The sequence below is a fragment of the Flavobacterium sp. N2038 genome (assembly GCF_025947185.1).
In the GTDB taxonomy this organism is placed as follows: domain Bacteria; phylum Bacteroidota; class Bacteroidia; order Flavobacteriales; family Flavobacteriaceae; genus Flavobacterium.
In genome coordinates, this window is the sequence record NZ_CP110001.1 from 360,353 (window position 1) to 384,306 (window position 23,954).

The 23,954-nt window shown below is 33.7% G+C and carries 18 protein-coding genes; 10 read left to right on the plus strand and 8 right to left on the minus strand.

Features of this window, described 5'->3' with window-relative positions; all coding sequences use genetic code 11:
* Positions 1-158: 158 nt before the first annotated feature.
* The 5 genes from OLM51_RS01515 to OLM51_RS01535 form a co-directional block, all read right to left on the minus strand.
* Positions 159-3,335 (minus strand): efflux RND transporter permease subunit, encoded by a 3,177-nt coding sequence (locus tag OLM51_RS01515; protein WP_264552665.1) that lies wholly within the window; start codon positions 3,333-3,335, stop codon positions 159-161.
* A gap of 92 nt (positions 3,336-3,427) precedes the next feature.
* Positions 3,428-4,495: an efflux RND transporter periplasmic adaptor subunit gene (locus OLM51_RS01520; protein WP_264552666.1), complete on the minus strand. Its 1,068-nt coding sequence runs from the start codon at positions 4,493-4,495 to the stop codon at positions 3,428-3,430.
* A 9-nt stretch (positions 4,496-4,504) separates the two neighbouring features.
* Positions 4,505-5,836 (minus strand): TolC family protein, encoded by a 1,332-nt coding sequence (locus tag OLM51_RS01525; RefSeq protein WP_264552667.1) that lies wholly within the window; start codon positions 5,834-5,836, stop codon positions 4,505-4,507.
* 17 nt (positions 5,837-5,853) lie between these two features.
* Positions 5,854-6,453, minus strand: coding sequence for a TetR/AcrR family transcriptional regulator (locus tag OLM51_RS01530; RefSeq protein ID WP_264552668.1), 600 nt, complete (start codon positions 6,451-6,453; stop codon positions 5,854-5,856).
* A gap of 107 nt (positions 6,454-6,560) precedes the next feature.
* Positions 6,561-7,082 (minus strand): YceI family protein, encoded by a 522-nt coding sequence (locus OLM51_RS01535; protein ID WP_264552669.1) that lies wholly within the window; start codon positions 7,080-7,082, stop codon positions 6,561-6,563.
* A 267-nt stretch (positions 7,083-7,349) separates the two neighbouring features.
* Between OLM51_RS01535 and OLM51_RS01540 the strand changes: the two genes are divergently transcribed.
* Both OLM51_RS01540 and OLM51_RS01545 read left to right on the plus strand, forming a co-directional pair.
* Positions 7,350-8,324, plus strand: a complete 975-nt coding sequence (locus OLM51_RS01540; protein ID WP_264552670.1) for a polyprenyl synthetase family protein — start codon at positions 7,350-7,352, stop codon at positions 8,322-8,324.
* Between the two features lie 149 nt (positions 8,325-8,473).
* The gene (locus tag OLM51_RS01545) at positions 8,474-8,827 is read left to right on the plus strand and encodes a hypothetical protein (protein ID WP_264552671.1); all 354 of its coding nucleotides are present in this window, start codon (positions 8,474-8,476) and stop codon (positions 8,825-8,827) included.
* A 116-nt stretch (positions 8,828-8,943) separates the two neighbouring features.
* On the opposite strand, the gene OLM51_RS01550 is transcribed toward OLM51_RS01545, so the two are convergent.
* Together OLM51_RS01550 and OLM51_RS01555 are read right to left on the minus strand one after the other, a co-directional pair.
* Positions 8,944-9,840 (minus strand): sialate O-acetylesterase, encoded by an 897-nt coding sequence (locus OLM51_RS01550; RefSeq protein WP_264552672.1) that lies wholly within the window; start codon positions 9,838-9,840, stop codon positions 8,944-8,946.
* 259 nt (positions 9,841-10,099) lie between these two features.
* Positions 10,100-10,651, minus strand: a complete 552-nt coding sequence (locus OLM51_RS01555; RefSeq protein WP_264552673.1) for a hypothetical protein — start codon at positions 10,649-10,651, stop codon at positions 10,100-10,102.
* Positions 10,652-10,767: 116 nt separating this feature from the next.
* On the opposite strand from OLM51_RS01555, the gene OLM51_RS01560 reads away from it, so the two are divergent.
* From OLM51_RS01560 to OLM51_RS01595, 8 genes are all read left to right on the plus strand, one after another.
* On the plus strand, positions 10,768-13,542 hold the full coding sequence (locus OLM51_RS01560) for a 2-oxoglutarate dehydrogenase E1 component (RefSeq protein ID WP_264552674.1): 2,775 nt from the start codon (positions 10,768-10,770) through the stop codon (positions 13,540-13,542).
* Positions 13,543-13,628: 86 nt separating this feature from the next.
* A complete protein-coding gene (gene odhB / locus OLM51_RS01565) occupies positions 13,629-14,864 on the plus strand; it encodes a 2-oxoglutarate dehydrogenase complex dihydrolipoyllysine-residue succinyltransferase (RefSeq protein ID WP_264552675.1) in 1,236 nt (411 codons plus the stop codon).
* 217 nt (positions 14,865-15,081) lie between these two features.
* On the plus strand, positions 15,082-17,535 hold the full coding sequence (locus tag OLM51_RS01570) for a TonB-dependent receptor (protein WP_264552676.1): 2,454 nt from the start codon (positions 15,082-15,084) through the stop codon (positions 17,533-17,535).
* Between the two features lie 63 nt (positions 17,536-17,598).
* Complete coding sequence (locus OLM51_RS01575) at positions 17,599-17,931, plus strand: hypothetical protein (RefSeq protein ID WP_264552677.1); 333 nt, start codon at positions 17,599-17,601, stop codon at positions 17,929-17,931.
* A 14-nt stretch (positions 17,932-17,945) separates the two neighbouring features.
* Positions 17,946-18,245 carry a hypothetical protein gene (locus OLM51_RS01580; protein WP_264552678.1) on the plus strand — a complete coding sequence of 100 codons (300 nt, stop codon included), beginning with the start codon at positions 17,946-17,948 and terminating at the stop codon, positions 18,243-18,245.
* Between the two features lie 6 nt (positions 18,246-18,251).
* On the plus strand, positions 18,252-19,805 hold the full coding sequence (locus OLM51_RS01585) for a PepSY-associated TM helix domain-containing protein (RefSeq protein WP_264552679.1): 1,554 nt from the start codon (positions 18,252-18,254) through the stop codon (positions 19,803-19,805).
* A 105-nt stretch (positions 19,806-19,910) separates the two neighbouring features.
* Positions 19,911-22,364: a TonB-dependent receptor gene (locus OLM51_RS01590; RefSeq protein ID WP_264552680.1), complete on the plus strand. Its 2,454-nt coding sequence runs from the start codon at positions 19,911-19,913 to the stop codon at positions 22,362-22,364.
* A gap of 77 nt (positions 22,365-22,441) precedes the next feature.
* Positions 22,442-23,563 (plus strand): PepSY-associated TM helix domain-containing protein, encoded by a 1,122-nt coding sequence (locus tag OLM51_RS01595; protein WP_264552681.1) that lies wholly within the window; start codon positions 22,442-22,444, stop codon positions 23,561-23,563.
* Positions 23,564-23,596: 33 nt separating this feature from the next.
* Here the strand turns inward: OLM51_RS01595 and OLM51_RS01600 are convergent, their stop codons facing one another.
* The gene (locus tag OLM51_RS01600; protein ID WP_264552682.1) at positions 23,597-23,944 is read right to left on the minus strand and encodes a toxin-antitoxin system YwqK family antitoxin; all 348 of its coding nucleotides are present in this window, start codon (positions 23,942-23,944) and stop codon (positions 23,597-23,599) included.
* Between the last annotated feature and the right edge of the window lie 10 nt (positions 23,945-23,954).

Consider the following 23,954-nt stretch of genomic DNA (forward strand, 5'->3'; position numbering starts at 1 on the left):
AATTTAAGCAGGTAAACGCAGATTTCTTCTAATTTGATCTGCTAAAATCTGCTAAATCTGCGTGCGATAATTTTTATTCCCTATTATGAAAAATCAATAAAAAAATCCCAAATTCCAATATAAGGAATCTGGGATTTTCAAATCAAAAATTAAATCAATTAATGCGTATGTTTTGGATTAAAACCGTCTTCGCTTAATTCTGTATGCACATAATCTGCATGCATTTCAGCTTCGTAGTCGATTTTTTCTCCTTTAGAGAATTTCTGAATTAATTTCTCCATGATATTGTAAATTACAGGAACCACAATCAAGGTTAGGAATAAAGAAGAAATCAAACCTCCAATAATTACCCATGCCAATCCGTTTTTCCATTCAGCTCCAGCTCCTTTTGCTAATGCAATTGGGAACATACCAAATACCATCGCGATTGTTGTCATCAAGATCGGACGTAAACGAGCGTGGTTTGCCTGAATTAATGCCGTTCTGATAGATTCTCCGGCTGCTCTTCTTTGATTGGTATAATCGACAAGCATGATCGCATTCTTACACACCAGACCAATCAACATGATGATACCTAAAATGGTAAAGATATTCAATGAGTTGTTTGTTAATGCCAATGCTAACATCGCACCGATAAACGAAAGCGGAATTGCGAACAATACTACGAATGGATGCGCGAAACTGTCATACAAACTCACCATTACAAGATAAACCAGGATAATAGCAGCTAATAATGCGATTCCTAAAGTACCAAAACCTTCAGATTGGTTCTCTTGGTCACCACCCCAGATGTAATTTACTCCGGTTGGTTTTTTCAGTTTATCCAATTTCGCCTGCCATTGCTGAACAATTGTTCCTGACGGCACCCCAACGTTTTGTCCTTTTACAGTTACGGACGCAGATTTATCTCTACGCTCTAACTGGCTAGGTCCTGAACCTTCTGTAATATCAGCAAATTGAGACAGCTTAATTTGTTGTCCTGCCGAGTTTATGAAAATCAAATTACTAACGTCAGTAATACTTTTTCTGTCAAAAGCATTGTATCTAATGTTGATATCATATTCATATTCTCCAGCTCTGTATTTACCGTCTGTATTTCCACTAAAAGCAGTTTGCATAGTTAAACCAACTGTTTGAAGTGTTAATCCTAAAGCAGCCATTTTATCACGATCTACTTTTACGTTGATTTCAGGGTTTCCGTCTTCAACTGTTAATTTAATCTCTGTTGTTCCGGGAATTGTACGTAATTCAGCTTCAGCCAATTTAGCAAATGCCATTGCAGCTTCTGTTGAAGGACCTGTTACAATTAATCCTAAAGTTGCATCTTCGGCAGTACCCAAGATACCAACCGGAACTGTTTTAACTTTTGCTCCAACTAATACTTTTTCTAACTTACGTTTGATTTTTGCTGCATAAACATTTGCATCATCTGTACGATCTTTTTGTTCGATCATTTTTACGTCGATCTCTGCTTTGTATGCTGTAGCTTGCGATGCTCCAAAACCTTCAGAAGTTTGCCCTACAGTTGTAATTTGACTGTGAACATATTCTTGAGCTTTTAAGAAAGCCTCAGCTTTTTGAGTCATGAAGTTCGTTTGTTCTAACGAAGCATCTTTTGGCATTTCGATCTGAACTAAAAACTCTCCACTATCAGATGAAGCAAAGAACTCTCCTCCAATGAAACCTCCACCCATTAATCCAACAGTTGAAGCAAAGAACAATACAATTACAACAATAAAAGTTTTAACATAATGATCTAAACACCAAGTCAATAAATGAGAAACCCAATCCGTGAAACGTGTTAAGTAGTTTTCAAAACCAAGAATGATTCTTCCAAATAAATTCTTTCCTTCAATATGCTCTAATTTCCCGAAACGAGAAGATAACCATGGAATAATAGTAAACGAAGCCAAAAGTGATAACATCGTTGAGATAATTACCGTAACACAAAACTGCGTAATAATATTAGATACCAATCCTGAACTCATCGCGATTGGCAAGAATACCACCACAATTACCAATGTAATAGAGGTTACTGTTCCTCCAATTTCAGCTGTTCCGTCATAAGATGCACGAATTCGGCTCTTACCCATTTCCATGTGCCTGTAAATATTCTCCAATACCACAATTGCATCATCCACAAGGATACCAACAACAAGAGATAATCCTAATAAACTCATTAAGTTTAATGTATACCCCATTAAATAAATTCCGATGAAAGTTGCAATCAACGATGCAGGAATAGATACCATTACGATCAACGAGTTTCTAATACTGTGCAAGAAGAACAACATTACAAATGCAACCAGAATTACCGCAATCAATAAATCGTGAACAACAGAATCTGCCGCTTCAAGAGTAAAGATTGTACTATCTTTTGCAACTTCAAGTTTTAACTGATTTGCTTTATAATCATTTTCAAGAACTGCAATTGTTTTTAATAAGTGCTCACTTACTGCAACCGCATTCGCATCAGATTGTTTAACAATTTGTAAAACAATGGCACTTTTTTGATCTACACGTGATATTTTTTCCGCGATTTTTTGAGTATCCTGAACATCGGCAATATCACTTAAACGAACCTGAATTCCGTTTTGAGAAGAAACTACTAAGTTTCTTAATTCTTCAACACTTTTATATTTACCCGCTAAACGAATTAATATTTTCTGGTTACGAGTCTGAATGTTTCCTGTTGGGAAATCCAGATTTGAAGTCAATATGTTTTGTTGTACCTGAGGAATCGAAAGTCCGTAACCTTGCATCTTTACAGCATCAAGATTTACCTGAATTTCACGCTCAGAACCACCAATAATATTTACCTGCGCCACACCCTGTACACGAGACAAAATTGGTGCAATTTTTTTATCAATTAAGTCATAAAACTCAGCTTCATCCATTTTTCCGTTGGCACCAAGTGTCATAATTGGTAAATCACTCAACGAGAATTTAGTTAATGACGGCGGATCAGCATCATCTGGCAAATCACTGATAATAGCATTAATTTTACGCTGTGCATCATTTAAAGAAAAATCGACTTTTGCATTTGATGTTAATGTTATCGAAACAATAGACAAACTCTCATAAGACTTAGAGTCAATCTTTTTTACATTCTCTAAGGACGCAATCGCATCTTCAATTTTTTTGGTCACTGTATTTTCTACCTCACTTGGAGAAGCTCCTGGATAAACTGTAGAAATCGTAATAACGTTTTGTTCAAATTTTGGGATCAGCTCGTAGCCCAATTGGCTGTAGCTGAACAATCCACCAAGAGTCAGAATTGTAAACAATACAATTACTAACGACGGACGTTTTATGGATATTTCGGCTAATTTCATATGTTTTGTTTTAGGCTGTAGGCTATACGCTGTAGGCTTTAGGCTTTTATTAAAGGCTTAAAGCTTATTGCTTACGGCTTAAAGCGGTAAAATTATTTAATAATTTCTACTGTATTTCCGTCTTGTAAGTTAATCTGACCTGTCGTAATTACTTTTTCACCATCAGATAATCCGTTGATGATTTCTACCTGATCTCCTAAAATTCTTCCGGCAGTTACTTTTTTCAATTTAGCAACACCATTTTCAGCAACAAAGATTTCGTTACTGCTTACACTTCCAACAAATGCATTTCTAGGAACAATCATAAGGTTTTGTTTTTGTTGTTTAGACGCAAAATTTGCTGTTCCGTACATCCCTGCTTTTAAATCGTTGTTTGAATTATTGATGATTTCAATTTCAACCGGGAAGTTTAAACTTGCATCAGCTTTTGCAGCGATAAAAGTAATTTTTCCTGAAAATGATTTATCTGGGTAAACACTTGCAGTTACATTGATATGATCACCAACTTTTAAACTTGCAACCTGATTTTCATTTACAGTAACAGTTAATTTTAATTTAGAAACATTTACAATATCAAATAAAGCTGTTGCTGGCATTCCAGTAAGGATTGATCCCGGCTCAATATATTTTTTATTGATAAATCCGTTGATTGGTGCTTTTACTTTTGTATCACCAACATTAATATTAGCTTGTTTTAAGTTAGATTCTGCATTAGTTAAAGCTAATTTTGCCTGATCTAATTGTTGTCTTGTAACACCACCCGTTTTAAAAGCATTTTCATATCGTGCATAATCAGACTTTGCATTTTGATAAACTGCCTGAGCTTGTTGTGCACTTACATTAATGATATCACCTCTCATGGTTAATAAAGTCTGACCAACATGAACATAGTCCCCCTCTTTTGCTAAAACACTAATTACTTTACCTGATTTCTCAGCAGAAAAAGTCAATTCCTGAATTGGAGCAAAGTTTCCGTTGGCAACGAAATCTAAAGCAACTTCCTCTGTTTTTACAGGAGTAACTTTTACAGAAACTGCAGCATTTTTCTCTGCAACAATATCAGTTTTCGCTTTGTTTTCTTTCTTATTGTTATTTAAGACAAATCCAATCAGAGCTAGTGCTGCGATTATGATTACGATTGTTATAATAGTTTTCTTCATTGTAATTAGTTATTTAATAAGAGTTTTTAGTTCGCCTTTTGATTTGATTAATGCCACTTCGGCAATTTTATAGTTTAATACAGCTCTTGTATAATTATTCTGAGCTTCCTGATGTGCATTTTCTGCGTCTAATAAATCGGTTAATGATGCTAAACCTTGCAGATAATTATTTTTTGTATCGCTCAAAATTTCACGAGCTAAACGCATATTTTCTTGTTGATTTCCAATTGTTACAAGATTATTATCGATTTGCGCCATTGCATTTCTATAATCCAGATCAAGAGAAAGCTTCGTATCTTTCATATCTTCCTGAAGTGTTCTGATATCTACATCTGCTTGTCTTACTCTTGCACGAGTTCCAAAACCAGTAAAGATTGGTACACTTAAATTCAGTCCGATTCCTGAATAATCTGACCAGTAAACTCCTGAAGATGGTTTCGCAAAAAGAGGAAACTCAGGTCCCTGACCAATAAAATTGTAACCTGCAGTCAAAGAAAGTTTTGGATAATACTCCGCCTGAACTGCTTTCTTTTGGAATACTAACAATTCTTCTTGTTTTTTCAAAAGCAAATATTCTGTTCTGTTTTCAACATTTGGAACTTCAGTTAATGCAGCTGGTACAGCTTCAAATTCTTCTTTAGGAATCACAATTTGAGTTTCTATAGGCATACCCATATAGAATTTTAATGAATTTTCCTGTAGTTCAATTTGATTTTTAACTTGTTGACGGTCTGTATCAATATTTGATAATTTTACCACGATACGATCTAAATCAATCTTTTTTGCCAGACCATTATCAAATTGCCCTTTTACAACATCGTGAACTTTTGTAGTATTAAAATAAGTACTGTCCAGTAATATTAATCTTTCACGCTGTACATAAACAGAATAATAGTTATTTGCTACTCTTTCAATAACTTGTTCTTCTGTTAACTGATCGTTTATTTGATAAAATTCACGCGTAGATTTTGCAGCTCTCAATCCGGTAAAAACAGATTGATCAAATAAAGCTTGTGTTAAATTTACTCCGGCTCCCGATGTCCATTTTTGACCAAAAGTTGCCTGAATACTAGTTCCCGGCTGACCAAAAGATCCTCCATCAATTACACTGGTCTGCAAAATTGGATTGTAAGTCAGATTTCCGTTTGCATGAATTTGTGGTAAAGCTCTGGAGCGAATTTCCTGAATTTGATATTCACTGTTTTCAACCTGCAGTTTTGCTTTTTTAGCATCGGCTTTATTTTGAAGCGCATAATTAAGCGCGTCTTTTAAGGTTAAAGTGACTTGTGCATTGGCTGACAGGCCAAGAGTGCACAAAAGTATTACAATTATTTTTTTCATAAATTATAGATTGACGATTAAGCGGTAATTCTTTTAAGTTGTTTTTCTAATTCTTGTATTCCTTTTTCAGTTGCCATAGCTCTGGTGTGATATTCAAGAGCTTCCAATTCAATTTCCTGTGCTTCTTTTTCTGAAATTGTAGTTTCGTTAATATGAAAAATTAGCGTGTAATAAAATTTAACATAGATATCAATATTCAAATCTGCACGATATAATCCTTCACGAATTCCCTTCTCTATATTAACTCTAAAATACTGTGTACATTGCTCAATTTCGTACGACAGTACATTTTGATAGATTTCCGGATAATGTTTTTTAAGCTGATAAATTGGAGAAGTATCTATATTGTTCTTAAACATGTCACGAAACATCTCTCTAATTTCAAAATTCTCCTGAATTGCATTATAATCTTTTGCGACAATAGTATCGATTATTTGATGTACTTGTCTATGAACCATCGAAGTACTCTCTTCGATTAAAACTTCCTTATTGCAGAAATATTTGTAAATCGTTTTTTTCGAAATACACATTTCTCCTGCAATATCATCCATTGTAACACTTTTAAAACCGAGCTTTAAAAACAACTCACTCGCTTTTGATATGATTTTATCTTTCATTTTGACTTTCCAATTGTATTGCAAATATACTTCGGAAACTAAAAGCTAAAAAATAGTTTCCGCTATATTTGTAATAATTTTACATTAACTTATTCATTCTTTAAGATTTATATGCTAAATTCTAAATTTGCAATAAGCTTAATATCTCTTCCAAGCGCCAAACCTCCGTTGTGATTGAATGAATTATAGTCTAAACCAAAATCCTGACGTTTAATATCTCCTTTAATTTCAAAAGCAACTTTTCTTTCTCCGTTATAAGTATTTACACCAATAAATTCTGCATCAAGTTCTACTACTTTGGTAACGTCTTTGATTGTTAAGTCTCCTTTAAAAAAATTAATATTATTATTGATTTTTTGAAAAGAAGTAGATTTAAAACTAATAATAGGATGCTCATTGACATCAAAAAAATCCTGAAGCTGCACATTAGTATCTACTTGCTGAAAACTGTCAATCTTATTATTGATATCTAAAGAAAATTCGACAGATGCATCTTCGATTTCATTGTCTTCTATATTTACATAACCACCAAATTTATTTGTAGTTCCTCCCATATAGGCAATTATAGAATGTCTCATTTTAATCAAAACATCTGATTGGCTAGAATTTAAAGTCCATGTTGTTTTCATAATTACTTGATTTTGTAGAGTTTATAAATTCTCGAAATCTTTCACGGAAACTTCTACAGTGTTTCAAGTTTCCATTTAACGGTGCAAATATAAACAGGAAACTCAGAATACCAAAAAAGTTTCCAAGTTTTTTTTAAAATATTTCAAACGATTAAAAATGAGGTCCCTTCAAACAATTTTTAAATCATTATCAGCATTTAACTTTTAAGAAGGAATAATTCATAATTGAATTGTATCTTTGAGCCTCATAAATCAGAATTTCATTTTATGCACGATATCAGTCAGTACCAGGATTTTTTTATTACTTATTTAAAGAAACAAAGCATACGAAAAGAACCTAAAAACCTTTACGAACCAATTGAATACATTTTAGGCCTTGGAGGAAAGAGAATGCGTCCGGTACTAACTTTAATGGCAGCAGAGGTTTTTGATACCGATTATAAAACAGCACTTCCGGCAGCAATGGCTGTTGAAGTTTTTCATAATTTTTCGCTTGTTCACGACGATATTATGGATGATGCACCTTTAAGAAGAGGAGAAGTAACAGTGCATGAAAAATGGAATATCAATACGGGAATTTTGTCTGGAGATGCCATGCTCATTCTTGCCTATCAATATTTTGAACAATATGAACCAGCCGTTTTTAGAGATTTAGCCAAATTATTCAGCAAAACTGCACTTGAAGTTTGCGAAGGTCAGCAATGGGATGTTGATTTTGAAGACAGAAACAACGTTACCATTCCGGAATATCTAAAAATGATCGAGTATAAAACAGCTGTTTTAGTTGCGGCTGCTATGAAAATGGGTGCTATTGTAGCTAAAACAACCGAAAAAGAAGCTGATTTAATTTATGATTTTGGACTAAATTTAGGATTAGCCTTCCAATTACAGGATGATTATCTGGACGCTTTTGGTGATCCGGAAACTTTTGGAAAACAAGTTGGCGGAGACATTATAGAAAATAAAAAAACATACTTATATCTAAAAGCATTAAAATTCTCAACTCCTGAAAAAGCTACAGAATTAGAGAAATTATTCCGTTTACAATTAGATGATAACACAGAAAAAATAGAAACTGCCAAAGCCATTTTTAACGAATCAGGCGCTTCAAAAGCAACACAAGATGCAATCGAAATGTATACTTTTAAGGCTTTTGAAACTTTAGAAAAAATGGAAATTAATGCTGAGAAAAAAGATATTCTTAGAACATTTGGCGAGAATTTGATGGGAAGAAAAGTTTAGAAAACAGCAATTGTAATAACAATATCAAAAATAAATAACAGTAACAATATCAAATTTTAATATTTAACTTTTGATTTTTAAAACTGTCATTGAGGTTGAAGTTGAAGTTGCCATTGAAATTGATTTTTGACATTGTAATTTAAAATAACATGTTTGTAGCACCCGTAAATACAGAATCTTTATTAGCTCAGGCTCAAGCAGAGACTTTATATTTAAGTCTGATTGAGCAGATCAATAAAGACTTTAATCTTGCCAATGAAGGAATTGATTTCCCGTTAAGTATTTCACCGGACGAATTAAAAATTCAGCTTCACGAGAAAATCTATCGAATGATTCAGTACAAATTTGCTGAATATTTAAACCTTCTCTACATTATTGACGTTCCAGAAAATGACATCAAACAACTCGATGGATCTGATTTAGTCATCCTTGCCGAACAAGTTGCTTTTTTAATTTTAAGAAGAGAATGGCAAAAGGTTTGGTTTAGGAATTATTACAAGTAAATATAAAAACAAAACTTTAATGATATTTTATGAATATCGTTTTTGGTATCGTTTTCCCCAATTTTCCTGCCCGACCAGTATCAAACAAATTGGCCGTTTTTATCAATAAAACGTTCTTATTTATTAATCTTTTTCAAGTCCAGATAATAATTAAACATTGTGTTTCCTATAAATTCAAATGCAGCAGCATCATAATGTAAATTATCTCCTATAGAAGTTTGATTTCCTGAAGTATTTACAGTTTTAAAAAAAGGATCATTTAAATTCAATTCTTTAAAAATCGAATTTACTTTTTTATACTTATTATCTCTATAAAATATTTCAGAATTAATAAATGGTAATTTATTATTACCTGCTAAATTTCTCAAATAGGACTTAAGTATTAAAAAATTATTTTTATAATCCGCTAGTCTTCTACTATGATTTGCATCAGCTTCACCTTGAAGATATAAAATAGCGATAGGAATTAATTTTATATTATTCTTTTTAGCATAATCTTGTGCTTCCTTAATTTTTTGTGCTAATTCTAAAACCATAACTCGCTCTCCTTTTGGAATCAAATTCACACTTGCTTGCCATCTGGCAATTTGCCCACTACCTTTTTCTGAAATTGGTATTCCGCCTAAGGTTTGTTTAATACATAAAAGAGGTTTATTAAATTCTTCTATATATCTTTTTGCAAAAAATATATCAAATCCAAATCTTGTATCCGAGTTGAGTTCCGAACCAACATTCACACCTAACTGAAATTCTTGAAAAATCTTTCTGTCTTTATTCCAAATAGAATAACCATTTAACTCATAATTATTACCTGCCAGCCATAAAGGCGCACTACTATATGGTGCATATCCCTCGGCATTGCTTTGACCTACGACAATGATAAAAGGAACCGAAATTTGAGGTTTATCAATATTCGGCTCTTCTAAGTTGGTTTGTTGGGAATTATCATTTGAGCAAGAATAAGAAATAACTAATATTAAAGTGAAAATGAATTTTATTATTTGTGATTTCATTCTATTTGATCTTTTTTATCCAATTTACACACATTAATTGGCCAAATCTAAGTATAAAAACAAATAAAATCACCGATTACTATAAAACTTCTAAAATCATTGTCTTTACAATTTGCTTTTAATTCCAATTTAAAATTAATCATCGTTTTGAAGATTTTCTTTTCACATTAAAACAGACAAATTCCAGGTTGAAAGATTTAGAAAATTCTATAAAGCTTGATTCATCTCAATAACTTTTGAAATTAAAACCTTAGCATCTTTAGAAATAAACTCTCACAAAAGGCATAAATCCTGAACCATAAAGACTTTTATCAGGATTATACAAAACATCGTAACGAGCACCAATGGTCACGTTTCCTGTTCTGTAACCAGCTCCAAGATAGAGAGCTGTATTCCAATAAGCATCTGAATAACCGGGATGATAATAATTTTCTTCATAATCTGTATCTACCCGTACCTGTTCCAACTCGGCAGATAACTGAACTTGTGGAATCGGATTTACAAGCGTAATAAAGCTTCCTCCGTAAACAAAAGATTCGTAGTAATTTTTTTGATATAAATAACCAAACTGTAATCCAACTCCCATCGAAACTATCTCATTAACATTATAAATAGCACTCGGCATAACCGAGATATTGGTATACCCGGAACCGAAACCTAATCCGAGTCCTCCTCCAAATTGTACTTTGTCCCAAAAATGATTGCTATTGTCAATTACATATTTTTGCTGTGCATTTCCAGAGTTGGAAAATAAGAGTAGCGAAATCACAAAAAAAGAATTGAAAACGATTGAAATTTGATTTTTACTCATAGTTAACGTTTATTTTAACAAATTTTTACGTAAAAGTACGTAAAAAAAGGATTTAAATAAAGGCGATTGTTGTACTTTTGCGATTCTATTTAACAAAAAGTATATTCACTAATATTATGGATAGGTTTTCATTTTTAAATGCAGCGCATACAGAGTTTTTTGCACAATTATACGATCAATATTTAGTAAACCCAGACAGCGTTGAGCCTAGCTGGAGAAGTTTCTTTCAAGGTTTTGACTTTGGACAAACGGTTTATAATGACGAAAATCCGGTGCAGCAAATCGTTGAGTATGTGACTAGCCCAAGCGCAGACTACAGTCAGGTTTCAGAAAAACTAAAAAAAGAATTCAACGTTCTAAAATTAATTGACGGATACCGTACTCGCGGGCATTTGTTTACTAAAACAAACCCTGTTCGTGACCGTAGGCAATCTTCGCCAACTTTAGATATTGAAAATTTTGGATTATCAACAGCTGACCTTTCAACTGTTTTTGATGCTGCGCAGACAATCGGAATTCCGCCTTCTTCTTTACAGGATATCGTAAATCGTCTTAAAGCTATTTACTGTCAGCATATCGGTATTGAGTATATGTACATCAGGAATCCTGGCGTTGTAAAATGGATTCAGGATAAATTAGCTGTAAATGTTAATCAGCCTAATTTCTCTACAGACGAAAAGAAAACGATCTTAAATAAATTAAACGAAGCTGTTTCTTTTGAGAACTTTTTGCACACCAAATATGTGGGACAAAAACGTTTCTCTCTAGAAGGTGGTGAATCTATTATCCCGGCTCTTGATGCTTTAATTGAACAAGCTGCTGAAAAAGGTGTTGAACAATTCGTAATGGGAATGGCACACCGTGGTCGTTTGAACGTTTTGGCAAACATCTTCGGAAAATCTACTCAGGATATCTTTGGTGAATTTGATGGTAAAGACTACGATCAGGAATATTTTGATGGTGACGTAAAATACCATTTAGGTCTTACGGCTGACAAAAAAACAAGATCTGGAAAAAGCATCAACATCAATTTAGCACCAAACCCTTCTCACTTAGAAACTGTTGGAGCTGTAATTGAAGGAATCACCAGAGCAAAACAAGATAAATATTACAATGACGATTTCTCTAAAGTATTGCCAATCGCAGTACACGGAGATGCTGCAATCGCAGGTCAGGGTATTTTATATGAAATCATTCAAATGGCTCAGCTTGATGGTTACAAAACTGGAGGAACTATCCATATTGTAATCAACAATCAGGTTGGATTCACAACAAACTACTTAGACGCTCGTTCATCAACTTACTGTACAGACGTTGCTAAAGTAACTTTATCACCAGTATTACACGTAAATGCTGATGATGCTGAAGCTGTTGTACACGCTGTATCTTTTGCATTAGATTACAGAATGCAATTTGGACGTGATGTATTTATCGATTTATTAGGATACAGAAAATACGGTCATAACGAAGGTGACGAACCTCGTTTTACTCAACCGGTTTTATATAAAATCATTGCTAAACATAAAAACCCAAGAGACATCTATGCTGAGAAATTATTATCTGACGGCGTAATCGATGCATCTTATGTTAATGCTTTAGAAAAAGAATACAAATCTGCTTTAGAACAAAATCTAGAGGCTTCTCGTAAAAAAGATTTAACAATCATTACTCCATTCATGAAAAACGAATGGGAAGGATTTGTTCAGGTTACTGATAAACAAATGTTGGAGAAAGTTGATACTACTTTTGACAAAAAAGGATTGGACTCTATCATCAGTACAATCTCAACATTACCAGCAGACAAAAAATTCATCAGTAAAATAAGCAAAATTGTTACGGATAGAAAAACTGGATACGACAACAATACGCTGGATTGGGGAACTGCAGAAGCACTTGCTTACGGATCGCTTTTAACAGAAGGATTTGATGTTCGTATTTCAGGTCAGGACGTTGAGCGTGGAACTTTCTCTCACCGTCACGCGGTAGTTAAAGTGGAAGATTCTGAAGAAGAAGTAATTCTTTTGAATGGTATTGAAAACAAAAAAGGTAAATTCGGCGTATTCAATTCGCTTTTATCTGAATATGGAGTTTTAGGTTTTGATTATGGATATGCATTAGCAAACCCTAAAGCCTTAACGATTTGGGAAGCACAATTTGGAGATTTCTCTAACGGAGCTCAAATTATGATTGACCAATACATTTCATGTGGTGAAGATAAATGGAACAACCAAAACGGTATCGTTTTATTATTGCCTCATGGATATGAAGGACAAGGTGCAGAACACTCTTCTGCAAGAATGGAGCGTTACTTACAACTTTGCGCAAGACAAAATATGTATGTTGCAGATTGTACAACGCCAGCCAACTTCTTCCACTTGCTAAGAAGACAAATGAAAACAAATTTCCGTAAACCTTTGGTGGTTTTCTCTCCAAAAAGTTTACTACGTGATCCTAGATGTGTATCAACAGTTGAGGAATTGGCAACTGGAAGTTTCCAGGAAACAATTGATGATAATACAGTAGATAAAAAAGGTGTAAAAACGTTAGTTTTTGTTACTGGTAAATTCTACTATGACATCGTTGCAGAAAGAGAAAACAACGGAAGAAATGACGTTGCAGTTGTTCGTATCGAACAATTATTTCCTTTACCTGTAGAGCAATTAAAAGCAATTATCGCACAATATCCAAATGCTGATGATTATGTTTGGGCTCAGGAAGAACCTAAAAACATGGGGGCTTACAGCTTTATGTTGATGAACTTTGATCTTGTAAAATGGAGATTAGCGTCATTAAAAGCTTATGCTGCACCTGCATCTGGAAGTTATACACGTGCAAAACGTCGTCATGCAGATGCAATTAGAATGGTATTCGATAAAAATTTATTCAGATAATAAAAAAATTGTTTCACGTTTCAAGTTTCACGTTTTATAATAAACCTGAAACTTGAAACTAACTAAACTTTAAACAAAGAAATAAGATGATTTTAGAAATGAAAGTCCCATCACCAGGGGAATCAATAAAAGAAGTTGAAATTGCAACTTGGTTAGTAAAAGACGGAGATTATGTAGAGAAAGATCAAGCTATTGCTGAAGTTGATTCAGACAAAGCTACTCTTGAATTACCTGCTGAAATGAGCGGTGTAATTACACTAAAAGCTGAAGAAGGTGATACAGTAGCAGTAGGTGCTGTAGTTTGTTTAATTGATACTGATGCAGCAAAACCTGCAGGTGGTGCAGCAGCTCCAGCGGCTGAGGCTCCGAAAGCGGAAGCTCCAAAGGCAGAAGCTCCAAAAGCTGAGGCTCCAAAAGCAGCTCCGGCAGCAGCAACAAGTTATGCAGCTGGGACTCCATCTCCTGCAGCAAGAAAAATATTAGACGAAAAAAATATTGCTCCGGCATCAGTTTCAGGAACTGGTAAAGGTGGAAGAATCACTAAAGATGATGCTGTAAATGCAGTACCTTCAATGGGAACTCCAACTGGAGGAAGCCGTGGAACTGAGCGTACAAAATTATCAATGTTACGTCGTAAAGTAGCAGAAAGATTAGTTTCAGCTAAAAATGAAACAGCTATGCTTACTACTTTCAACGAAGTAAACATGACGCCAATCAACCAAATTCGTAACGAGTACAAAGATGCTTTCAAAGCTAAACATGGTGGTTTAGGTTTAGGATTTATGTCATTCTTTACAAAAGCAGTTACAAGAGCTTTACAATTATATCCAGATGTTAACTCAATGATGGATGGTGATTACAAAATCGCTTACGATTTTGCTGATATCTCTATCGCAGTTTCTGGACCAAAAGGATTAATGGTTCCTGTTGTTCGTAATGCTGAACTTTTAACTTTCCGTGGAATTGAAGCTGAAATCAAAAGATTAGCTTTAAGAGCTCGTGATGGTCAAATTACAGTTGACGATATGACTGGAGGAACTTTCACAATCACAAATGGTGGAGTTTTTGGAAGTATGTTATCTACTCCAATTATCAACCCTCCTCAATCAGGAATTTTAGGAATGCACAACATTATTGAGCGTCCAATTGCTGTAAACGGAAAAGTTGAAATTCACCCAATGATGTACGTTGCTCTTTCTTACGATCATAGAATTATCGACGGACGTGAGTCAGTTGGTTTCTTGGTTGCTGTAAAAGAAGCTTTAGAAAACCCATTAGAATTATTGATGAATGGCGATGCTAAACGTGCTTTAGAATTGTAGTTTTAAGTAATTTTTTACAATACAAAAACCTGTTCATCAATTTGAACAGGTTTTTTTTTACTTAAGATTGACTTAATTTTAGCTTAAGATGTTAATTTTTTAAAGAAATGCAAATTTTGACCTTTAAAAAATATTTTATTTAGAATAAATAAGAATAGTTTGTGTGATTGGCATTCAAAGCCTAAATTTGCGCTATTAAAATTAATTCTAAATAGTAATGAAATATAAATTCACAATTTCTCTTTTGAGCTTTTGTTTTTTTCTACTAACAAGCACAATTATCTCTGCACAAGAAAAAGCAACTATAAAAGGTAAAATCACCGTGAGCCACGACGATTCGCCTGAAGCAATTTCAATCGCCCTAAAAGGAACCAGATTTGGAACAATAACAGACGAAAACGGTAATTATAAAATTAAAAACGTAAAACCAGGAACGTACACTTTAAAAGTTTCAGCTATTGGATATTCTTCAACAGAGAAAAAAATAACAGTTAATGCAGGTGATGAACTAGTTCAAAACTTTAATATCACTACCAACTCTGAAGAATTAACTGAAGTTGTAGTAAATGGTGGCAAAAACCGTTTTGCTCGTAAAGAAAACCAACAAGTATCAAGATTGCCTCTTAAGAATCTTGAAAATCCACAGGTTTATACCACAATTAGCGCAGGAGTTTTAAAAGAACAAGTAGTAACAACATTTGATGATGCATTAAAAAATGCACCTGGTATTACACAACTTTGGGCTTCAACAGGTCGTGGAGGAGATGGAGCAAGTTACTACTCTTTAAGAGGATTTCCAGTTCAAGCAACTATTGTAAACGGAGTTCCAGGCTTAACAAACGGTAGTTTAGACCCTGCAAACATTGACAGAGTAGAAATTATCAAAGGCCCTTCTGGAACTTTATTTGGAAGCAGCTTAATTTCATACGGAGGATTAATCAATACTACAACAAAAAGACCTTATAAAGGATTTGGCGGAGAAGTAAACTATACAGCAGGAAGCTACGGATTAAACCGCGCAACTGTAGATCTTAACACTTCGCTAAACGACAAAAAAACACTTAATTTCAGAGTTAACTCAGCATACAATAAACAAGAGAGTTTTCAAGATGCTGGTTTTATAGAATCATTTTTCATAGCGCCATCGTTATCTTATGAAGTGAATGATAGATTATCATTCTTAGTAAATACAGAATTCATGAGTAACGAAACAACAAACCCAACAATGTTGTTTCTAGACAGAGCAAATCCGTTAAGAGTTCACAATATTGCTGAATTAAAATACGACAACAATCGTTCGTACACAAGCAACGAATTAACAATCAAAACGCCTTCTTATAATATTCAGGCACAAATGAATTATAAGCTTTCTAGTCAATGGACTTCTCATACTATTTTCTCGACGAGTAATGCTAAGTCTACTGGAAATTATGCTTATCTATATGAAGCAACTAGTAATAAGGCATTTTCTTCTATTACCGACGGTATTGTTTTAGCAAGATTTTTCAATTACCAAGACAATAAAAACACCACTTTTGATATACAGCAAAATTTTATTGGTGATTTTAAAATAGGAAATTTAAGAAACAGACTTGTTGTTGGTTTAGATTACTACAACAGAGTTGGGCTTGATCGTGGTACAGGATACTTTGGAAACGGATATATTTATATTGGAGACGATTTAGCATCATTCAACACAATCGTTGGTCCTTCAAATGGTGACACAGGAAATTTAACAAAAGTAGGATCTGATGCAATTGTAGGAAACGCTCCAAGATACAACAATAAAACAAAACAGGAAGTTTACAGCGCTTATTTCTCTGATGTAATTAACTTTACTCCTGCTCTTTCTGCAATGGTAAGTTTACGTGCCGATCGTTTTATAAACAGCGGAGATGTTTCAACTGATGAAGATAACTACAACCAAACTTCTTTATCACCAAAATTCGGATTAGTTTATCAGCCAATCATCGATAAAGTATCTATTTTCGCTAACTACATGAATGGTTTTTCAAACGTAGCTCCGGGCGAAAATGTAAATGGAACAATAAGAACTCCTGTAACGTTTGACCCTGAACATGCTAACCAAATAGAATTTGGTACAAAACTGAATATCTTTAAAGATAAAATTTACGCTACTTTAAGCTACTACGACATTAAAGTTTCGAATATGGTTTATAGTGTTAGACCAAATGCAACAGACGTAACAAACTTCCAAGACGGCGCGCAGCACAATAAAGGTTTTGAAGCTGAATTTATTGCTAATCCAGTTACTGGTTTAAACATTATTCTTGGTTACAGCTATAATGACGCAACTCTAACTAAAGGAGATGCTGACTTTGTAGGGTTCAGACCAGAAAGTGCAGGAGCTTACAACTTAGCAAACTTATGGGCAAGCTATAAATTCACTAATGGATTATTAAGAGGATTTGGTGTAGGATTTGGAGGAAACTATGTGGGAGACAACAAAATCATGAACCGAGCAGTTTCGGGAACATTTACAATTCCAGAGTACACCGTAATTAACTCTTCTTTATTTTACAATACGGAAAAATTTGGAATAACACTAAAACTAAATAATATCACAAACGAAGAAATCTATGACGGATGGTCAACAGTACATCCAAAAGATCCTAGAACTTTTGCCGCAAGTTTTACTTATAAATTCTAATGATAACAACAAAAACACCTTTCTCTATTATATAGAAAGGTGTTTTTTAAATTCTATAAAATTATGATAACATTAGCCAGTCTTATTGTTTTTTTAGCATTTTATACTTTGTACTATACATCAAAAAGAGCTGTTTTATCTTATGATTTAGGTTTTGAAAAATGGATGAAAAAAAATCCAAAGCAAACTAAAATTACTGGATTACTTCTTCTAACAGTGGCTTATATAATGTGGCTTTTTACACAGTCACTATGCTGTGGTACTTTGATGTTTTTTATTCAGTTAATGACAATTGGAAGTCTGATTATCATTCTCGCTCCATTAAAAAAAGTAAACAGCAAAGCACTTCTAGCTGTACTAATTATTATTGCTCTTTTAGAATTTTATTACTATTAAACTATAACCAACCAATGCCAGCAAACTCAAAATATCTAACCCCTGCATTTTGGCCTCGCTTTGCCAAAATAACCGCAGCAATACTTGGCGGTTATCTTGTTTCTACAACATTTCACTTAGCATTAGCCTCATGGTTCAATCGTCCTGAAATTTTAATGACAATGGCTTTTAGCGGATTCATACTTTGGGTTGTTTTAATGGTTGTCGCATTTTTAGCAAAAAGCGGATGGAAAATATGGGGTATCTATATTTTACTTTCTTTAGTTTTTTCTCTTCTTATTTATCTTGGTCAAACCTATAATCCAGCAGTGTAATAACCTATGAACAATCGTCACTATAATATCTATTTTCACACACATACTGTCAGCGGTATTGTGATCAGCGTTGTACTTTTTGTGATCTTTTTCGCGGGATCCTTTTCTTTTTTCAGAGATGAAATCATCAATTGGGAAAGAAGTGAATCTACCGCTATTACAAGAGAAATTAAATTAGATTACAATAGCGCATTAGAAAATCTTGACAAAAAACACGTTCTGCACGGAAGAAACATTACCATATCTAAACCCTCTATTCAAAATAGAGTTGCGGTTTATATGGAAGGCACCAAAGATACTTTGGCTCCGGCCAAACAAAAAGAAGGATCATTCTTTTATCTGGACAAAAAAAACTTTAAACCTTACACTTACGAAGAGTCTTATTCTTTGGGAGAATTTTTATATCGTCTTCATTTCCTGGCCCAGATTCCTTATCCGGTTGGATACTATCTTTCAGGGTTTACCGCTTTGTTTTTCTTATTTGCAATCATAACAGGGCTTTTGCTTCATTGGAACAAAATCGTTTCTAACTTTTACATTTTCCGTCCAAAAGAAAAATTAAAAACACTCTGGACAGATGCCCATACCGCATTAGGAATGATCGGGCTTCCGTTTCAATTTGTTTATGCAGTAACCGGTGCTTTCTTTATGATTAAGCTTTTAATTGTGGCGCCCGCTGTAATGGCATTATACAAAGGAGATCAGGATAAATTATATAAAGAATTAGAATATAACGATCCTGATTACAAATTCGACAATAAGAAATTAGCAGTACCTTTTGACATCAATAAATTGGTTGCTAAAGCAAAGAGCAACTGGTCTGATTTTGAGATTACACGAGTATTTATTCAAAACTACGGCGATGCAAACATGCACGTTTTAGTAGAAGGTGAACTACCAAGTCATAAAAAGTTTACCGGAATTGGAAAAGTTATTTACCGTGTTTCAGACGGAAAGGAAATCGCAAGAAAAAATCCAGTGACACAAACAAGTTACATTGGAGTTGTAAAAAATGTTTTGTACCGAATTCATTTTGGCGACTACGGAGGTTATGCCTTAAAAATAGTAAGTTTTATTTTAGGCATCATAACTTGTTTTGTAATTATTTCGGGAGTCATGATTTGGTTGGTAGCCAGACAAAAAAACAATTTACCTGAAAAGAAAAGACGTTTTAACGCCGCTGTTGTTCGCATTTATCTGGCTATTTGCTTGAGTATGTATCCTATCACAGCACTTGCATTTATAATTGTAAAAGTTTTTTATCCTTTAACTAAGAGCAATCTTTTTCTTGTTTATTTTGGAGGATGGTTACTGCTGACCCTCTTTTTTATCATTAAAAAGAATGATGCTTTTACAAATAAGTTTTGTCTTATCTCAGGAAGTATCTTAGGTTTTTTAATTCCAATTACAAATGGAATTATTTCTGGGAAATGGTTCTGGAATTCGTTTATAGAAAATAAATTTCAAATCTTCTTCATTGATGTATTCTGGATTGCTTTAGCTTCTATAACTTTTTATACAGCTTATCATTTAAAACCTAAAAAACGAATTAGCGCATAAACACCTTACAAGGTTATTATAATTTCTTTCTAGTAATACATATTGCAATTGGTCATATAAACTATAAGTCTTACTTTTGCTCAATCAATATTTATTCTAAATAAAATGAGAGGGAAATTTACAATTACACTAATTGGTTTTTGCTTTTTATTCTTTGCGCAAACATCCGTTTTAGCACAACAAAAAACAGTTATAAAAGGAACTGTAACCTCGGTAGAGGGCCAGGCTTTGGAGAATGTTTCGGTTCAGTTGCGCGGAACTAAAATAGGAACACTTACTGACAGTCAGGGTTTATATGAAATAAAAAATATCAGTTTAGGAGATTATACAATACGTGTATCTTCAGTTGGTCATACTTCAAAAGAAAAGAAAATCACCGTTAGCGGTGAACCTGAAATTATAGAAAATTTCACCATTTCTACTAATACTGAAGAACTTGAAGAAGTTTTTATTAAAGGAAACATCAACAAATACAACAAATCTGAGAGTCCATTTGTCTCAAAAATGCAAATTAAAAATCTTGAAAACTCACAAGTTTATAGTGTTGTTACCAAAAGTTTGATGAGAGATCAACTGGTTATTAACCAAGATGACGCCTTAAAAAATGTACCCGGACTATATCAGCTTTGGGCTGCAACGGGAAAAGTTGGTGATGGAGGTTCTTATTTTGCTTCTCGCGGATTTGTTACACAAAGTTTATTAAGAGACGGAATTGCCGGAAAAATCACAAATAGTGTTGATGCTGCAAACCTGGAAAGAATTGAAAGCATAAAAGGACCTTCGGCAACACTTTTCGGAAGTATACTAACTTCATATGGAGGTCTGATTAACAGAGTTACCAAAAAACCAACAGAAACTTTCAGAGGAGATATTAGTTATCAATCCGGAAGCTATGGCTTAAACCGATTATCAGCCGATTTTAACACACCTTTAAATGACGATAAAACCGCTTTGTTACGAATAAATGCGGCTTACAATGATGCAAATACATTTCAGGATTACGGAAAAAACAGAAGCTACTTTTTTGCTCCCTCTTTTTTATATAAAATAAATGACAAACTGTCGATTTCAATTGATGCAGAATTATCATCGGTTAATTCATCATCGCCAGCATTTACTTATATTCCGTACGGGCAAACTCCAAAAAGCATCAATTTATATAATGCAAAAGAAATCGCCAGAGATTGGAAAAGATCTTTTACAGGTGGCGAATTCATGATGAATACTAAAACGGCCAATATTTTTGCACAAGCCCATTATCAAATAAACGAAAACTGGAAATCGCAGACTATTTTTAGCTCAAGCGCCAATCAATCAGACGGGCCTCAGGCTTGGTTCTATTTATTAGGAAACAACAAAATGTCCAGAAATGCCTGGAATATGGTAGGAAAAGACAATATTATTGAGTTTCAACAAAACTTTAATGGCCAGACAGAACTTTTTGGAATGAAGCACCAATTGCTTTTTGGCGGCGATATTTTGAGATCTGAAACCAACAGCAGTCTTGGATATCTTGGTGGAGATCCAAACAATCCTTTTAAAACAGATTATGATATTGTAGATTATTCTGCTGCAAATTCGAATTATTACAATTTCAACCCAAATAATATTGAGCCCTTATTTGTAAATGGTTATCAATACAGAACCATTACTTCTTTGACAACTTATAGTTTGTATGCTGCAGATGTTATCAATATTACAGATCAGTTAATTCTTTCAGCTGCTTTACGTTTTGATCATTATAAGAACAACGGAACTTATGATCCTGCAACAAATATTAATTCCGGGGCTTTTTCGCAAAATTCCTTTTCTCCAAAACTTGGACTTGTTTACCAAATTATCAAAGACAAAGTTGCTGTTTTTGGAAACTATCAAAACAGTTTTAAAAACATTGGTTATTTATTTGCCAACGTAAATGGGAATCCGGAATTAAAACAATTTGATCCGGAAAAAGCAAATCAGTTTGAAGCTGGTTTTAAATTAAATATTTTACAGGATAAACTAAGCGCCAATTTAAGTTACTATAATATTGAAGTAAAAAATATTGTTCGCGCAGGGCAAGTGGTTAACACCAACGTTCAGGACGGAAACCAAACCAGTAAAGGTTTTGAAGCAGAAGTTACAACAAACCCTTTTTCTGGTTTAAACCTAATTTTTGGATATGCCTACAACAATAGCAAACTAAACAATGCAAATGCCGATGTAAATGGTCTAAGACCTGAAACTGCGGGACCTGAAAACTTAATTAATTACTGGATTAGTTATAGTCTGCAAACTTCTAAACTAAGAGGATTAGGTTTTGGTATTGGAGGGAATTCTGGAAGTGAAACTTTTGTTTACAATCGAAATCCAACGGGTTCAGGAAATCCTGCAGATGTTGAAACCTTTGTTTTACCATCATATTCTATTGTAAATGCTACATTATATTACGACCAGCCCAAATACAGACTTTCATTAAAAGTAGACAATCTTACAGACGAACTTTATTTTAATGGTTATACAACTGTAAATATACAGGCTCCAAGAACTTTTATGGGAAGCATAACTTATAAGTTCTAATCCTTAATTTATAAATAAGCTTTTAATAAGCAATTAGCATTTTAGCAGTAATTTTGCCCAACAAAAGATTCCCTCACATGCAATTCAAAACACAAATACGTTTTCTACATAAATGGCTCGGATTAATTTCCGGGCTTATTGTTTTTATAGTTTGCATTACGGGTTGTATATTCTGTTTTCATGACGAAATAAAAGATATCACAAGAAAAGAATGGCGTTTGGTCGAACCTCAAAACAAGTCGTTTTTAATGCCATCCATTTTACAGCAAAAGGCAAAAGAAATTGTTCCGGAGAATAAAGCAAGTATGGTATCCTATTATGGAAAAAATCGTTCCGCAATTGTTTACACATATTCTGATACCGAAAATTTATATCTCTATTTTAATCCATATACCGGTAAATACTTAAAAACCGAAAATCCAAAAACTGATTTTTTTATAATAGTCGAATATATTCATTTGTATTTACTCCTTCCGGATTATATCGGAAAACACATTATTGGCGGTTCTACTATTATTTTTATTCTTTTATTAATTTCAGGAATAATCCAGTGGTGGCCAAAACGCAAAAGTGACATTAAAAGAAGTTTTACTATAAAATGGAATGCAAAATGGCGTCGTGTTAATTACGACTGGCATAATACTTCCGGGTTTTATATTGCAGCTATTGCTTTAATTCTTGCGATAACAGGTTTAACATTTACTTACGAATGGGTTGGCGATGGGATTTACAAAACATTCAATTTTGGAGGCGATAAAGTAGTGGAGACTAAAATGCCCGTAATTGACACAACAAAATTTAAAACAAATTCAATACTTGCTGTTGACAAAGCATTTGTTCAAACCATGAAACTTCAGCCAAAAGCTGAAATGTTTTTTGTAATGATCCCGCAGCAAAAAGGTGACATCATAAGCACAGGAGCTTATCCGCATACTTTACGATACGATCAGCAGAGTAACTATTATTTCCATCCTTCAAACGGAAAATTAATTCAGACTCAGCCTTTTGATAAAAAATCACTTGGCTTACAGGTTGTTGAAATGAATTATGGTATACATACAGGACAGGTTTTAGATTTACCCGGTAAAATAATTGCGTTTACCATAAGCTTAATCGCATCGTTACTTCCTGTCACTGGATTTGTTATTTGGTATGGACGCAACAAAAAAACTAAAAAAGAGCATAAAAAAACCGCTTAAATAAGCGGTTTCTCTATAATTTGTCGAAATTAATTAATTTCTGTTTGCTAAAGCATTTTTCTGTAGGTTTTTAACTGAACTAACTTTGCTGTCTACATAGGCAACTTCGCAAAGATTGCTTTCATTAAAGAAAATCCATTTTCCAGTTTTTACTCCGTCTGCGTATTCTCCAACGGCTTTTTTATTTCCTTTTTCGTCATAAGATACCCAAACACCATCTAATTTACCATCCTTAAAAAAGCCTTCTTGCTGCACTTTACCATTTTCATAGTAATAAGTAGCTTTTACCTTGTTTCCAACGGCCTCTAATTCTGGTTTTGTTTCCTGCGCAATTAACATTCCAGAGAACAATAACGCAGCTAAAATAACACTCTTTTTCATATCTGTAGGT

Excerpts from the sequence above, each read along its gene's own strand:
- OLM51_RS01515 (WP_264552665.1), bottom strand. The coding sequence starts at position 3,335 with ATGAAATTAGCCGAAATATCCATAAAACGTCCGTCGTTAGTAATTGTA.
- OLM51_RS01520 (WP_264552666.1), bottom strand. The coding sequence starts at position 4,495 with ATGAAGAAAACTATTATAACAATCGTAATCATAATCGCAGCACTAGCT.
- OLM51_RS01525 (WP_264552667.1), bottom strand. The coding sequence starts at position 5,836 with ATGAAAAAAATAATTGTAATACTTTTGTGCACTCTTGGCCTGTCAGCC.
- OLM51_RS01530 (WP_264552668.1), bottom strand. The coding sequence starts at position 6,453 with ATGAAAGATAAAATCATATCAAAAGCGAGTGAGTTGTTTTTAAAGCTC.
- OLM51_RS01535 (WP_264552669.1), bottom strand. The coding sequence starts at position 7,082 with ATGAAAACAACATGGACTTTAAATTCTAGCCAATCAGATGTTTTGATT.
- OLM51_RS01540 (WP_264552670.1), top strand. The coding sequence starts at position 7,350 with ATGCACGATATCAGTCAGTACCAGGATTTTTTTATTACTTATTTAAAG.
- OLM51_RS01545 (WP_264552671.1), top strand. The coding sequence starts at position 8,474 with ATGTTTGTAGCACCCGTAAATACAGAATCTTTATTAGCTCAGGCTCAA.
- OLM51_RS01550 (WP_264552672.1), bottom strand. The coding sequence starts at position 9,840 with ATGAAATCACAAATAATAAAATTCATTTTCACTTTAATATTAGTTATT.
- OLM51_RS01555 (WP_264552673.1), bottom strand. The coding sequence starts at position 10,651 with ATGAGTAAAAATCAAATTTCAATCGTTTTCAATTCTTTTTTTGTGATT.
- OLM51_RS01560 (WP_264552674.1), top strand. The coding sequence starts at position 10,768 with ATGGATAGGTTTTCATTTTTAAATGCAGCGCATACAGAGTTTTTTGCA.
- odhB (WP_264552675.1), top strand. The coding sequence starts at position 13,629 with ATGATTTTAGAAATGAAAGTCCCATCACCAGGGGAATCAATAAAAGAA.
- OLM51_RS01570 (WP_264552676.1), top strand. The coding sequence starts at position 15,082 with ATGAAATATAAATTCACAATTTCTCTTTTGAGCTTTTGTTTTTTTCTA.
- OLM51_RS01575 (WP_264552677.1), top strand. The coding sequence starts at position 17,599 with ATGATAACATTAGCCAGTCTTATTGTTTTTTTAGCATTTTATACTTTG.
- OLM51_RS01580 (WP_264552678.1), top strand. The coding sequence starts at position 17,946 with ATGCCAGCAAACTCAAAATATCTAACCCCTGCATTTTGGCCTCGCTTT.
- OLM51_RS01585 (WP_264552679.1), top strand. The coding sequence starts at position 18,252 with ATGAACAATCGTCACTATAATATCTATTTTCACACACATACTGTCAGC.
- OLM51_RS01590 (WP_264552680.1), top strand. The coding sequence starts at position 19,911 with ATGAGAGGGAAATTTACAATTACACTAATTGGTTTTTGCTTTTTATTC.
- OLM51_RS01595 (WP_264552681.1), top strand. The coding sequence starts at position 22,442 with ATGCAATTCAAAACACAAATACGTTTTCTACATAAATGGCTCGGATTA.
- OLM51_RS01600 (WP_264552682.1), bottom strand. The coding sequence starts at position 23,944 with ATGAAAAAGAGTGTTATTTTAGCTGCGTTATTGTTCTCTGGAATGTTA.